Source organism: Pedobacter sp. ASV28 (assembly GCF_016428855.1).
Taxonomy (GTDB): Bacteria; Bacteroidota; Bacteroidia; order Sphingobacteriales; family Sphingobacteriaceae; genus Pedobacter.
Window position 1 is genome coordinate 19,152 of sequence record NZ_JAELTN010000033.1, and the last position, 12,958, is coordinate 32,109.

Here is a 12,958-nt window from a genome sequence, read left to right on the forward strand (position 1 = left end):
GCAATGCGGTGTTTTAAGGTGCGGGTACTGCAGTTGAGTCTTTTGGCCGCGGGTACAAGAGAGCCTACCTGTTGGTGCCTGAGCAGGAACAGGAGATGGTCGAGGGCTTGCCTGTATTTTACGATCGCGTTCATTTCCAGTTTTGGTAGCGACCAATTTCGAGGCCTTGGGGGCAACCAAAAATGAACAAATGTTAACTTTTATGGCCATTTGTTGGCCGCCTGATCGTTTCTTTGATGATACGGCTCAAGGTTTGGGGTGCTAGGCCTAGGTAGGAAGCAATGTGTTTCTGGCTCACCATGTTGGTAATTTTCGGGTATTTCTGGCAAAGGTAGAGGTAACGTTCGGTAGCATTGGCGGTGCGGTAAAATTCCATATCCTGATAGAAGCGCATGAGGTATTGGGTGGTGATGTTCTTGCTCAGGACCAAAAAATCGGGATAAAGTTCTTCCAATGCCCGCAGGTCGTAATAGCTCAGGGCATAAATGTAGGCATCGGCCTCGCATACAATGCCATGGCTGCTGGGCTTTTGCCGAAAGAAACTGGGAATTACGGTCACAAATTCGCCTGCGGCCGCAAAATCTGTGGTGCGCTCGCCATCAGCGGTATGTTGGTATAGCCTAAAAAAGCCCTCGTGAATGTAGTATAGCTGTTTGCAAACATCGCCAAGCTGTACCAGGCCTTGCCGTTTGAGCAGCTGCAATGGCCTTGCCCTGTTTCGCAGGGCTTGGTAGAGGGTTTCGTTAAGGTGGGCATTTTTGGCCAGGTGGGTGATAAATTCATTAAAAAACATGGTTAAGAGTAGTTAATGTAAGCGAATATTTTTTTGCGGTGCTGGGCTTAGCTTAGTGTCAGCTAAATGAACGCATATGTTAATAGAGCAACAACTTGCCCAGTTGCTGGCCCTACAGCAACAGATCCTGTCCCTGTTGCGGCAGCACTTAGGTAAAGCGCAGTTGGGCGACTACCTGGATAACGCCGATCTGAAACAATTGCTGAAAGTGGGAGATAAGAGCATTTACAGGCTGCGTAAAAGCAGGCAGTTGGGTGGATTTAAAATTGCGGGCAAATGGTATTACCCCAGGCAAGAGGTGACGGCGCTTATAGAGCAGGGCATGCAAAAACCAGACTGAAAAGCGGGGGCTTGCCCAGTTGGCGATAAAGGAAAACGGGTTTTAGGGCAATGCGCTGGACAAGAAAAAGGAAGCCGGCTCTGGTGGTTCCAGGCTGGAGCTGTTGGACAGCGGCTTTCTTTTGTTGAATTGTGCTCATCAGTTTGGCGTTAAAGAAAGAATGGCTAGTGGATATAGGCAATATACCATTTTTTTTGCACTGTCAATGGGTTTAAGTGCTTGGTGGCCAAATTTTAATCTCTTTTTAATCTCGTTGCCCGAGCGATCGGTTTTGGTTTTTCTTTACTGTGCTTTGCTCGGTACTTGTTCGGGCCATGTTCGCAAAAATGACCGTTTTACCGAACAAGTACCGAAGCATTCCCGAAGGAGCCCCGAACAAGTGGGCCGTTGTACTGGACAAAACCGGTCGGCAGTGGACAAGACCGGACAGGCCTTTCCAGATCTTCTTTTTTACAGAAAACAGAGTCTAGTTTTAGGTCAGCTAACCTGCATTGCCGGCAAAAAAGGTTGGACTAACGAACATGGTTTAACTTAAAAACAAAGAACATGGGAACATTTAAAAAAGGAATCCTAGGTGGATTTTCGGGAAAAGTGGGTACCGTTATCGGGGCCAACTGGCGTGGGCTTGACGTAATGCGCAGCCTGCCCAAAAAATCGGGCGTAAGCCCTACGTTGCTACAGGTAGAACAGCGGCAGCGCTTTGCGGCGGTAATGGGCTTTTTGGCCCCCATTGGCAATTTGCTGGCCAGCTACTATGGCTCGCCATCGGGCACCCTGTCGAGGCTGAACAAGGCCGTTTCGTATCATTTAAAGCATGCCTTAATGGGCAATAGTCCTAATTTTTCGATAGACTATACCAAAGTGGTATTGAGCAAGGGCGAGCTGATCGGTGCCAGAAATGCTGCCGTGAGCGCCCCTACAGCGGGCAGCATACAGCTAGACTGGGACGATAACAGCGGGCAGGTGTTTGCTGCGGCCGACGACCTCTTGCTGGCCGTTTTGTACAATGCCAATAAAAGGCAGTTTGTGGTAGAAGAAGGACTGGCCACCCGCCAAGAGGGTACGGCCCATATGGCCATTCCAGTAGAATTTGCAGGCGATACCCTGCAGGTTTGGATAGGTTTTGTAGGCAGTACCTCGGCAAAAGCCGCGACCAGTGTCTACCTGGGCACGGTACAGGCTGTTTAATTAAAGGCAAGGGCGGTCTATCTTCAATTTAGAAGGGCCGCCATTGCCCTATGTTTTTCACTTATCGGTCTGTTCAAGTGATTGCGAGGCTGTGCCCAGACAATCTTTTGCAGAACAATTATTCACCTATTTATTTATTAAGGATCATGAAAACACTTTTTTTAGCATATCAATGGTATAGGGCCTATGATTATAGGTTGGGCATGTACTTCGCTCTGCTGCTGGTACTATGGTGGCTGCTGCCCAAATGGTTGACAGATTTTCCGGAGCTGGCCTTTGCCGACCTGGGCATATGGCACCTGATCTGGTTGGGGGTCTTATTGTGGATGCTCACACGATGGTTGAGCGGCCATGTCTTTGGCCAGCTACTGGAAAGGCTAAAGCTACCAGCCCTTGAAGTATTGATTTTAGAATTTAATGTATTAACAACATGGCAAAAATATATCTTGTACTATGCGCTGTTTGCTTTGTGCTGGCTAAGCCTGCTATGGAGCCTATTGGCCGTGCTGTAGCACCCAAGCGTTTAACCATACAGATTTTGAACATTGCCCGTTCGCAGCTTGTGGTAAGGGAGGCTACGGGCCATAACGATGGGCCTGCAGTAGAACGATATCTGGCCTATACGGGCCATAAAAAAGGGGCGCCCTGGTGCGCTGCCTTTGTGAGCTGGGTATTTGGCCAGGCAGGTTATGGGCAGCCACGTACGGCCTGGAGCCCGGCGCTGTTCCCAAAAGCAAGACAGGTGGCCGAGCCCGGTCCGGCCGTTGTTTTTGGTATTTATTTTGCCGATAAGGGCCGTATTGCCCATGCTGGTTTGGTAGAAAAACAGCGTGGACATTGGCTCTACACCATAGAGGGCAATACCAATTTGGCGGGCAGTAGGGAGGGCGATGGGGTTTACCGTAAAATAAGGCATAGACGAACCATTAAGGTTTATGCGAACTGGCTGCCCAATGGCCCGCCCTAATGTAGGGGATTTTCGTCGCTTCCTTTTTATGCGGTTGCAAGCGGTATGGTATTCCTTATATTTGGACAACCTATCCTGAACTCATGGATCCGCTTTTGCTGTTGTTTGTTATTGGCCTGTTGGCTGGCGCCATGAATGCGGCGGCGGGTGGAGGCTCGTTTATTACCTTTCCTGCCTTGGTATACGCTGGTGTACCACCCATTTCGGCCAATGCTTCCAGCACGGTGGCACTTTTTCCCGCCAGCTTGGCCAGTGCTTGGGAATTTCGGGAATACATTAGGCCCTTTCCACAGGTGGCCATGTGGGCCATGGTGCTGCTTACCCTATTGGGTGGCTGTGCCGGGGCCCTATTGCTGCTGTATACGCCTGCCGGAGAATTTAAGAGGATGGTGCCCTGGTTGTTATTGATCGGTTCATTGGCTTTCGCCTTTGGAAAAGCTGCTGGGCTGTACCTGCGCAGCAAGTTCAGTATTGGTAAGGGCGTGGTACTGGGCGGACAGTTCCTATTGGGGATTTATGGTGGTTATTTTGGGGGTGCCGTAGGCATTATGATGATGGCCGTATGGAGCCTGTTCGGGCTTTCCGACATTAAGGTGATCAATGCCAACAAAACACTATTTGTAGGCGTGGCCAATTCGGTAGCGGTAATGCTGTTCATTGCAGCGGGCAAGGTTGCCTGGCCCGAAACGGGTATTATGCTGCTGGCTACCATATGTGGTGGATATTTTGGGGCAAGGTATACCAAACGAATAGATCCGGTAAAGCTGAGGACCGCAATTATCCTCTTGAATTTCCTCATTACGGCGGTTTTCTTTTTTAAGGTCTATGCGGTTTAACCTAGCACAAGGGGAATGTTCGATGGTTACAAGGAGAGCGCTTTAGGTAAAATATGGGCTGGCTTGCACTCTATAGGGTTTAACTCTGATTTTTGGAGTGCTCCCCCCTATGTAGGGCTAAGATGAAGAGGGTCATTATCGCGATGGACACGAGCGAAGAGGGGAGTGTGCCCAATGCCAAACCGCCTTTAGCCAGGGGCTTGGTAAGAAAATCGCCAAATGTAGCCCCAAAGGGCCGGGTAAATACAAAGGCTATCCAAAATAAAAGGATTTGGTTGAGCTTGCTAAGGTAGTGGAGCAGGACCACGATGAGGATGATTGCACCGGTGACCATGGCGCCGTACAGGTAGCTCAAGCCCATATTGTCGCTTAGGAAATCGCCAAATGCGGTGCCCAGGCTATTTGAAAAGAGAACGGCAATCCAATAATAGGTTTCCTTTGTACGTTCGGTAATGGGAAAGACACTAAGTTGCTTATATTTTTTGTACCACAGCCAGAGGGTAAGGGCAAGGCCGCTGAGCAATAAAAGGCTGCCCCAGGCATAGCCCAAATGCAGGCTCCTATCAATAAAATCGGATATTTCGGTGCCCAAGGTAGTGGTGCCCACAATAACCAGCCAATAGATGGCCGGAATATACTTTTTGACCGATAATTGGACAAAGAGCACCATACCGAAAAAGCACAGCGTAATGGCTATGCCCATGGCGTAGCCCAAGTGAAGGGTCATGGACATAAAATCGCCCAAGGTTTCGCCCAGGGTGGTGGCCACAATCTTCATGAGCCAGAAGACCAGGCCTACTTCGGCAACTTTGTTCAGGGTTTTTATGTTCATGGCTTTTGGGGCATATAGGTGTGCCGGCTGGCTGCTTTTTGTCTACTAAAGATAGCCAATCTATTGTAGGATTCTGCCAACTATTTTTATCATGCTATAATTATTGGCCAGGTTTGAACCCTTCCACTAGTGAAAAAAGAAAAGGCAATTTTGCTCCCGCTCTCTGGCGCAAGCGTGATTTTCATTATTTCTAGTTTATTCTAGCGCAAGCGTCCCGCTTGTGCTATTAAATTGAGAATTAAAATATATGTTTCGGTCACAAGCGGGACGCTTGCGCTAAATTTTGTCTAAATTTAAACTAGATTTTGACATTTTTGGTCGTAGGGTAATATCTTTATAATATAATGAGTGTGAAATGTAAAATCCGGGATCTGACAAAATTATATTTCATCAGCTTTGCGGTTGTTTACTGGTTGGATGTATTTATAAAATGCCTTCGAAAAGCAATTGCAACTAATCCGATAGAAAGCAGAAAGAAATGTTTGTTATGGATGATGCAAAGAGCAGGAGATAAAAACAGCAACAATGACTGTTTCCAATTTTTGGCAACAGGATAACCACCCAATAGAGTTATGGGATAATTATATCATGGAGTAGAAGCTTGATTATATTCATAATAATCCAGTTGTATCTGGAATTGTAGATGACCGATTGAATTATTTGTATAGCAGTGCAAGGGATTATTCTGAAGTTAAAGGACTAATTGATATTAAATTGATTGGTTAATATATTAGTCACAAGCGAGACGCTTGCGCCAGAGGGGCGGTTCAGGCTGGGGTATATTTTGTACGGCTGAGCGGTACTGAAAACACGGTACAAAAGCTCCTCAAACAGTAAGGTCTCGTACAAGTAGTTTAACCCACCCATAAGGTGGGTTTTTTGGTTAAGTACTTTTCCGTGGGTGGGGCTAATTGATTTTTTTAGGCTTTGTTGATAGGGAAAAAGGTGTTTTAAATTATTTATAGGGGTTGGCCCAACAGTTCAACAGCTTCGATGTTACCCTGCTGAAGGGCCAGGTCGGCTGCACGCATTCCCCTAGCGTCGCAAATTTCTGAATCGGCACCATGTAGCAGGAGCAGCTTGACCAGTTCATTACGGCCAAACATGGCGGCAAACATGAGTGCGGTGCCGCCATTGCCATGCTGTAGGTCAAGTGCGGCACCGTTGGCAAGGAGGAGTTCGGCAATATCGGCATAGCCTTTAAAAGCGGCACCCATTAGGGCCGTGTTGCCTCCCTGGTCACTTGCATTTGGGTCTGCACCATGGGCAATCAATAGCTTTGCTGCTTCAAATTGATGGTTGTAGCAGGCAATGATCAGGGGCGTGTAGCCCTTTGGGTCGGGCTGGTTAAGGTCTGCATCACCCTTAATCAATTCTTCGAGCACGGCAATATTGCCAATTCTGGCAGCATGAATGAGCATTTCTTTTTCGAGTTCCATGTGGGTTAAATTCTTATAAGTAATATTAAGCAGGTACTTTTCTGGCCTTTTCTCTTTCCCAGTTGCGGTGTTGGGCAATGGCCGAGATAAACTGATCGGCCATCTTGGCGCTATCTCCAAACAATAATGCAGCATCTGTAGATTTGTCGTTTTTAGCATCGCGACCAAAGTAGGTGTGTGCAAGTAAGGCTTCAGCTTCACCAGCCAGGGCAATGGCCTTGCAATGTTTATAAGCTTCGTTAAGGAAATGTATGGCTTCTGGTTGTAGCGCAAGGGTGTCGATGCTTTTTTTGCCAGCAGGCACAAAGACGGCATCGTAGAACACAGACGCAGTAGTCAGCAGGCTTTCTTGTGCCTCCATTTTTTCCTTTCCTGCACTGATGCTGCCTAATTTTGGCGCAATGATTTCTATGGTTGCCCCTTGGGCCTCCAAGGCTTTTTTCATGTCTTGCACACTGCTTGGGTCAACGCCGTCTGCTACCAGAAAGGCAATTTTTCTGGTCCTGATGGTGTTTTTTATCGTGCCTGCCATACTGAGGGCAGGAGAATTTGCTACTGCCGGTTCTTTTTGAATAGGTTGGAAATCTTTTGGATCACCATCGGCAGGTACACTAAAGTTGAGCTGTTGGGGTTTGCCAGACAGGGTTAGGCCAAGGTTGGCCGCTACCTGCTTGGCCAGGTCCGTGTCAATTTGTTGTAGTACGCTTAACATACGTGCCCTAATGGCAATGGTTTTTACCTTGCCGAGCTCAAAACTAAGGGCATTGACGATGTGGCTTTGCTCTGGTTTCGATTGGCTGCGGTAAAAGAGCTTGGCCTGGCTAAAATGGTCGAAGAAACTGCGGCTTCGGGCACGGATCTTTTTGGCATCTATCCTTTCGGTATGGCTGGTAAATCCGCCATCGCTGGCCTTTACCTGTTGGGGATCGTTATTGCCGGTGCTATTTGGCCCATAACTGGCTTTCCCTACATTAATGGTCTGCCGCATATGTCCGTCTCGTTGGTTGTTATGCACGGGCACTATAGGACGGTTAATGGGTATTTCATGGAAGTTGGGGCCGCCCAAACGGATCAGTTGTGTGTCGGTATAGGAGAATAGTCTTCCTTGCAATAGCGGATCGTTGGTAAAGTCGATGCCGGGCACCACATGACCTACGTGGAAGGCTACCTGTTCCGTTTCGGCAAAGAAATTATCGGGGTTACGGTTCAGGGTTAGCTTGCCGATACGCTGTACGGGTATTACTTCTTCGGGGATCAATTTGGTTGGGTCCAATAGGTCGAAATCGAATTGATGCTCATCAGCTTCGGCCACTACCTGGATGCCGAGCTCCCATTCAGGGAAATTGCCCGTTTGTATGGCCTCCCATAAATCTCTGCGATGGAAATCGGGATCCTTCCCAGAAATGTGCTGGGCTTCGTCCCAAGTTACGGCATGTACCCCCAATAAAGGCTTCCAGTGAAACTTGACAAAATGGCTCTCTCCCTTGTCGTTGATCAGTCTAAAGGTATGCACACCGAAACCCTCCATCATTCTTAAACTACGTGGAATAGCACGGTCGCTCATGGCCCACATGATCATATGTGCCGATTCGGGCATCATGGAAATGAAATCCCAAAAGGTGTCATGTGCCGAAGCGGCCTGTGGCATCTCATTGTCGGGCTCGGGTTTTACGGCATGGATCAGATCTGGAAATTTCATGGCATCTTGGATAAAGAAAACGGGCATGTTGTTGCCTACCAAATCAAAGTTGCCCTGTTGGGTGTAGAACTTCACGGCAAAACCGCGTACATCGCGGGCCAGGTCGGTAGAACCTCTCGAACCCGCAACGGTAGAGAAGCGTACAAATACCGGTGTTTCGGTACGGGTATTTAGAAAATGTGCCTTGCTCAGTTGTGGAATAGGTTTGTACAGCTTAAATACGCCATGTGCCCCACTGCCCCTGGCGTGTACAATGCGCTCGGGAATGCGTTCGTGATCAAAATGGGTAATTTTTTCCCTTAGGATGAAATCTTCCAGTAGGGTAGCCCCACGTTCTCCCGCTTTGAGCGAATGCTGGTCATCGTTAATGCCCAGACCATGATTGGTGGTCATGGGCTGCCCTGAAGCATCGGCATGATGCTGCTGCAGTTGCTGTACTTTTTTGTTTTCTGGTCGTTTTGATTGCTTGGGGGTAAGGGGCTGCTTTGCCATATGCGTTATGGTTTAGGTATGAAATGAAAAAATAAGGCCTGCCTTGAAGAACGATGGTGGTCATATTCTTGTAGGTCGAGGAGACGACAAGACTTTTCTTATCGGTCACCTTATCTGTGCCATGAAAAACAATCCATATCGATTTTAGTTTGGTACGCTGACATAATTTGGGAGTTGTTACGGAAAAACACCAGCCCTTCCTTTAGGCCGTTAAATTCTTAAGCCAGGCCTGTCCATATGGCTTTTAATTAAGGGGGCAAATGCGAATGGGTTAACTTTTCTTACTAACTTTATGGCAAGTAAATTCACCTATATGCTAAAAGAAGCTTTACAATCACTCTTTACAAGAGACCTGAATAGGTTAAAATCGGAAATTGAACAATACAAAAATGAGGCTAACCTGTGGCGGGTGGATCAAAACATTGCCAATTCGGCGGGTAACCTTTGTTTGCACTTAATGGGCAACCTGAATACCTATATAGGTGGCGAGTTGGGCAAAACGGGCTATGTAAGGGACAGACCGTTAGAGTTCTCCCTAAAAAATGTACCAAGGACGGAACTGCTCAGGAAAATTGAAGAGACCATAGAAGTGATAAGGCATGCCCTTGATGGCCTAAGTGACAGCGACCTTAACGAAGATTACCCTTTGGTAAAGGTGGTGGAAGGGGGAAGCGCCATTGGTTTTATGCTGATCCACCTTTCGGGCCACTTGTCTTATCATCTTGGCCAGATCAATTACCACAGAAGATTACTGGACGTTTAAGAAAGATCAAGGCTTTCTATCCATAGAACGTTCTTCAAATTAGCCACCTTTGCACTAAGTTTTTGTGGGAAAACGGATACAAAAGGAAACACCAACCTGTTAGGATGGGTGTTTCGGTAGTCTTTTCGGGCGTTCGACTGCCCCTCTTTTAAGGGGGCTGAAACCCTTGAAAGCGCTTGAAGAAAATTCCCTTTTAAAATTTCATCTGCTGTATGCGTACCGCGTTTAAGATGGCCAATAAGGCTACCCCAACATCTGCAAAAACAGCTTCCCACATGGTGGCCAAACCACCGGCCCCTAAAACAAGTACAATGGCTTTTACGGTAAAGGCCAAGATGATATTCTGCCACACTATTTTTTTGGTTTGTTTGCCAATATTAATGGCCATGGGTATTTTGCTGGGCTGATCATCCTGTATAACGACATCGGCGGTTTCAATAGTGGCATCACTGCCCAAGCCCCCCATGGCTATGCCAACATTGCTCAAGGCAACTACCGGCGCATCGTTCACCCCGTCGCCCACAAATGCCACGGTTTCGTTTTTGGCTTTAATGTCTTTTACTTTATTTACTTTGTCTTCGGGCAATAAATCGCCGAAGGCATTGCGGATGCCTAATTTATCGGCAACAAATTTTACGACGGTGCTTTTGTCTCCGCTTAACATGGTGGTTTTTACCTGCAATGCGTTTAGTTTGGTTATCGTAAGCTGTGCATCCTCTTTTATGCTGTCGGCAATGGTAAGGTAACCTGCAAATCTTCTGTCGTAGGCAATCGCAATTAAGGTGTATACAATGCTTGTGGGGTCTATATCGTAACGGATACCGAACGTATCCATCAGCTTGAAATTTCCGACCAATAATTCTTTTCCGTTCACCATGGCCCTCAATCCCTGACCTGCAATTTCTTCCGTGTTTTCTAAAGGGATAGCATGATCTATTTCGCCCACATATTGATGGATAGCCGTTGCCACCGGATGTGTGCTCTGGCCCTCTAGGGCATTGACCATTTTCAGGAGCTCATCTTTATTCAGTTCGGGCTTTAATACCACTTCCTGTACTTTGAAAACCCCTTCGGTCATGGTGCCTGTTTTGTCCATTACCACATGCTGAATATTGGCCAGCCCATCTAAAAAGTTACTGCCTTTAAACAGAATACCATTTTTTGAGGCTGCACCAATGCCACCAAAATACCCCAATGGAATACTAATGACCAATGCACAAGGGCAGGAAATGACCAGGAAAACCAAAGCCCTGTACAGCCATTGGCTGAATACATAACTGTCTACAAAAAAATAAGGAACTATGGTAATGAGCAGGGCCAACAACACGACAATGGGCGTGTAGATTTTTGCAAACTTGCGAATGAACAATTCTGTTGGTGCTTTTTGTGCCGTGGCATTTTGCACCAGTGCCAAAATCTTACTCAACTTGCTATCGGTATAGGCGGCAGTGACTTTTACTTGCGCAAGGGTATTGAGGTTGATCATTCCTGCCCATATGGTTTCTCCTTTGGTTTTGGTATCGGGCTTGCTTTCTCCCGTCAGGGCTGCGGTATTGAAGGACGCACTTTCAGATAATAATGCTCCATCCAGTCCTAATTTTTCTCCAGGTTTTAACTGGATAACCTGGCCAATATTTACCTTTTCTGCCTTTACTGTTCTGGGTTGGTTGTTTTCTAAAATGGTAACCTCATCTGGTCTTTGGTCGAGCAAGGTTTTTATATTGGCCTTTGCTCTTGTTACCGCCAATGTTTGGCATACTTCGCCCAGGGCATAAAATAACATTACGGCTACGCCTTCTGGGTATTCACCAATGGCAAAGGCCCCAATAGTGGCCATGCCCATCAATAAGAACTCTGAAAATATCTCGCCCTTTCCAATGCTTTGCAGGGCTTCCCTGATCACCGGAAAGCCAACGGGAACATAGGCAACCATGTACCATAGCAGGCGTAGCCAGCCCGTAAACCATGAGGGGGCCAGCCAATGGTCAAAAGCAATGGCCACCATCAATAATATAAAACTGATGAGGGCAGGCAGGAACATTTGCAGGGTAGATGAGCCAGCTCCTGAATGGTCGTGACCATCGTGATCGGAATGGCCGTTTAATGAGGTATCCTTTGCACGATGGCCGTCTGCTTCATGTATATGCTCCAGTTGCCTATCTGCCGCTGCGTTTATCTTTTCTTCCTGGGTGCAGCAAAGCTGTCTGCCTGCTGCATCGTAAATATGTTGGTGTTCCATGATGATGTTTTTTGCTGTTCTTAATCCGTTAAAAGCTTGTCTTTCTGCCCAAAGCATTTACCGTATATACCCTGTTTGCTATCAATGTTCGTGCCCGCCGCTATTGCTGAGTTTGGCATTGACAAAGAATGCCCCCTTTACCACGATTTTTACCTTTTTGGGCATGTCGTTTACAAAAGTTACCGCTGTATAGCCCATGTCAGACACGCCTTTCAGCACTTCAATTTTTTCGAACGAGTACTCCTTGCCGCTCTCTTCATGTTTTTTGTGTGTTTCGCTTTGTTTTCCCTTTTCCCCTTCGCCACCTTCTTCATGTTCTTTTGGTCGCTTGTCTGTTAACACAAACACGTAGTATTTGCCATCGGCATTTACAATGGCATCGTTCGGTACGGCTGGGGTGGTGACCTTATCAAGGCTTACGAGACCGGTAATGTTCATGCCGTCTATCAATCCACTTTTGTTGCCGTTTACCTTGCAGTGTACGGCAATGGTCTTGCTGTCGTTCTCGAACGAAGAGCCTATGCTGAATACGGTGGCATCGTATTCGGTTGTTGGGTTGTTGGTAATGGTAAAATGGATGGTTTGCCCCACTTTTACCTGCGGTAGATCTTTTTCAAAAACCTGGAGATCGAGATGTAAAGAGCCATTGTCCACAATTTCTACCACGGGTGACGACACGTCTACATAACTTCCTATCTTGGCAAATACATTGCTTATTGTCCCGTTAAGTGGGCTGGTAACGATCAATGTTGATCGTAGGTGAGCGTTGGATACCGTGCTGGGCTGAATGCCCATTAGCGTTAGCTGCTGCTGCAGTGAGGCCCTGCGGGTACGCAGGGTGTTAAGCTCTGCCGTGGCATTCTGTAGGTTTTTGCCTGCACCTGCGTTGCCCTCGTTCAGGGTTTTCTGACGCTGCAGCTCCTGTTCGGCAAAGGTGATTTTACTGCCGGTGCTGAGGTATTCTTCCTGTAGCTGTATGAACTGTGGATTGGCAATGGTAGCGATCTCCTGTCCCTTCCTTACATAATCGCCAATTTGCACCCTTAAGGTTTTGATAACACCCCCATATAGGGAGGTAGCGTTGGCCTTATTGTTGTTGGGTACCTTCAGCATTCCATTGGCCTTTATGGTAGCCGTAAGTTCTTTGTATTCTACGTCCCCCAGCTGCACGCCCACGGTCTTGACCTGCTCTGGCGTAAGGCTGGCAATGGTAGGTGCCTCTTCCTGGTGCGCCACTTCGGCAACGGGTTTTCCTGTTTCGTTGTGTTCCGGTGCCCTGTCCCCGCTATTGCTTTTACAGGCGTGGAATAGGAGTGCCAATGAGGCAACTCCGATAAAGCATTTGATCTTATTTATGTGGAATTTCATGT

13 protein-coding genes are annotated in these 12,958 nt (G+C 47.3%); 7 read left to right on the forward strand and 6 right to left on the reverse strand.

Annotated elements, in window-relative coordinates; genetic code table 11:
* Positions 1 to 193: 193 nt before the first annotated feature.
* A complete protein-coding gene (locus JHD79_RS13200; protein WP_199119757.1) occupies positions 194 to 793 on the reverse strand; it encodes a Crp/Fnr family transcriptional regulator in 600 nt (199 codons plus the stop codon).
* Between the two features lie 76 nt (positions 794 to 869).
* On the opposite strand from JHD79_RS13200, the gene JHD79_RS13205 reads away from it, so the two are divergent.
* The 6 genes from JHD79_RS13205 (at position 870) to JHD79_RS13230 (ending at position 4,124) form a co-directional block, all read left to right on the forward strand.
* Positions 870 to 1,133, forward strand: coding sequence for a helix-turn-helix domain-containing protein (locus JHD79_RS13205; RefSeq protein WP_199119759.1), 264 nt, complete (start codon positions 870 to 872; stop codon positions 1,131 to 1,133).
* A 121-nt stretch (positions 1,134 to 1,254) separates the two neighbouring features.
* A complete protein-coding gene (locus JHD79_RS13210; RefSeq protein WP_199119761.1) occupies positions 1,255 to 1,668 on the forward strand; it encodes a hypothetical protein in 414 nt (137 codons plus the stop codon).
* A gap of 11 nt (positions 1,669 to 1,679) precedes the next feature.
* Positions 1,680 to 2,321 carry a DUF6266 family protein gene (locus tag JHD79_RS13215; protein ID WP_199119763.1) on the forward strand — a complete coding sequence of 214 codons (642 nt, stop codon included), beginning with the start codon at positions 1,680 to 1,682 and terminating at the stop codon, positions 2,319 to 2,321.
* 146 nt (positions 2,322 to 2,467) lie between these two features.
* A complete protein-coding gene (locus JHD79_RS13220) occupies positions 2,468 to 2,833 on the forward strand; it encodes a hypothetical protein (RefSeq protein WP_199119765.1) in 366 nt (121 codons plus the stop codon).
* Positions 2,752 to 3,288: a CHAP domain-containing protein gene (locus JHD79_RS13225; RefSeq protein WP_199119767.1), complete on the forward strand. Its 537-nt coding sequence runs from the start codon at positions 2,752 to 2,754 to the stop codon at positions 3,286 to 3,288. The genes JHD79_RS13220 and JHD79_RS13225 overlap by 82 nt, the downstream gene beginning before the upstream one ends.
* Positions 3,289 to 3,371: 83 nt before the next feature.
* Positions 3,372 to 4,124, forward strand: a complete 753-nt coding sequence (locus JHD79_RS13230; protein WP_199119769.1) for a sulfite exporter TauE/SafE family protein — start codon at positions 3,372 to 3,374, stop codon at positions 4,122 to 4,124.
* A 79-nt stretch (positions 4,125 to 4,203) separates the two neighbouring features.
* Here the strand turns inward: JHD79_RS13230 and JHD79_RS13235 are convergent, their stop codons facing one another.
* From JHD79_RS13235 to JHD79_RS13245, 3 genes are all read right to left on the reverse strand, one after another.
* A complete protein-coding gene (locus JHD79_RS13235; protein ID WP_233164695.1) occupies positions 4,204 to 4,956 on the reverse strand; it encodes a hypothetical protein in 753 nt (250 codons plus the stop codon).
* A gap of 959 nt (positions 4,957 to 5,915) precedes the next feature.
* The gene (locus tag JHD79_RS13240) at positions 5,916 to 6,530 is read right to left on the reverse strand and encodes an ankyrin repeat domain-containing protein (protein WP_199119772.1); all 615 of its coding nucleotides are present in this window, start codon (positions 6,528 to 6,530) and stop codon (positions 5,916 to 5,918) included.
* On the reverse strand, positions 6,421 to 8,586 hold the full coding sequence (locus tag JHD79_RS13245; RefSeq protein ID WP_199119774.1) for a catalase: 2,166 nt from the start codon (positions 8,584 to 8,586) through the stop codon (positions 6,421 to 6,423). The genes JHD79_RS13240 and JHD79_RS13245 overlap by 110 nt, the downstream gene beginning before the upstream one ends.
* A gap of 292 nt (positions 8,587 to 8,878) precedes the next feature.
* On the opposite strand from JHD79_RS13245, the gene JHD79_RS13250 reads away from it, so the two are divergent.
* A complete protein-coding gene (locus JHD79_RS13250) occupies positions 8,879 to 9,349 on the forward strand; it encodes a DinB family protein (RefSeq protein WP_233164697.1) in 471 nt (156 codons plus the stop codon).
* 193 nt (positions 9,350 to 9,542) lie between these two features.
* Here the strand turns inward: JHD79_RS13250 and JHD79_RS13255 are convergent, their stop codons facing one another.
* Together JHD79_RS13255 and JHD79_RS13260 are read right to left on the reverse strand one after the other, a co-directional pair.
* On the reverse strand, positions 9,543 to 11,588 hold the full coding sequence (locus JHD79_RS13255) for a heavy metal translocating P-type ATPase (protein ID WP_199119776.1): 2,046 nt from the start codon (positions 11,586 to 11,588) through the stop codon (positions 9,543 to 9,545).
* Positions 11,589 to 11,669: 81 nt separating this feature from the next.
* Positions 11,670 to 12,956, reverse strand: coding sequence for an efflux RND transporter periplasmic adaptor subunit (locus tag JHD79_RS13260; RefSeq protein ID WP_199119777.1), 1,287 nt, complete (start codon positions 12,954 to 12,956; stop codon positions 11,670 to 11,672).
* Between the last annotated feature and the right edge of the window lie 2 nt (positions 12,957 to 12,958).

Coding starts and splice junctions, on each gene's coding strand:
- JHD79_RS13260 (WP_199119777.1), bottom strand. CDS start 12,956: ATGAAATTCCACATAAATAAGATCAAATGCTTTATCGGAGTTGCCTCA.
- JHD79_RS13200 (WP_199119757.1), bottom strand. CDS start 793: ATGTTTTTTAATGAATTTATCACCCACCTGGCCAAAAATGCCCACCTT.
- JHD79_RS13250 (WP_233164697.1), top strand. CDS start 8,879: ATGGCAAGTAAATTCACCTATATGCTAAAAGAAGCTTTACAATCACTC.
- JHD79_RS13240 (WP_199119772.1), bottom strand. CDS start 6,530: ATGCTGCATTATTGTTTGGAGATAGCGCCAAGATGGCCGATCAGTTTA.
- JHD79_RS13230 (WP_199119769.1), top strand. CDS start 3,372: ATGGATCCGCTTTTGCTGTTGTTTGTTATTGGCCTGTTGGCTGGCGCC.
- JHD79_RS13245 (WP_199119774.1), bottom strand. CDS start 8,586: ATGGCAAAGCAGCCCCTTACCCCCAAGCAATCAAAACGACCAGAAAAC.
- JHD79_RS13215 (WP_199119763.1), top strand. CDS start 1,680: ATGGGAACATTTAAAAAAGGAATCCTAGGTGGATTTTCGGGAAAAGTG.
- JHD79_RS13220 (WP_199119765.1), top strand. CDS start 2,468: ATGAAAACACTTTTTTTAGCATATCAATGGTATAGGGCCTATGATTAT.
- JHD79_RS13255 (WP_199119776.1), bottom strand. CDS start 11,588: ATGGAACACCAACATATTTACGATGCAGCAGGCAGACAGCTTTGCTGC.
- JHD79_RS13235 (WP_233164695.1), bottom strand. CDS start 4,956: ATGAACATAAAAACCCTGAACAAAGTTGCCGAAGTAGGCCTGGTCTTC.
- JHD79_RS13225 (WP_199119767.1), top strand. CDS start 2,752: ATGGCAAAAATATATCTTGTACTATGCGCTGTTTGCTTTGTGCTGGCT.
- JHD79_RS13205 (WP_199119759.1), top strand. CDS start 870: ATGTTAATAGAGCAACAACTTGCCCAGTTGCTGGCCCTACAGCAACAG.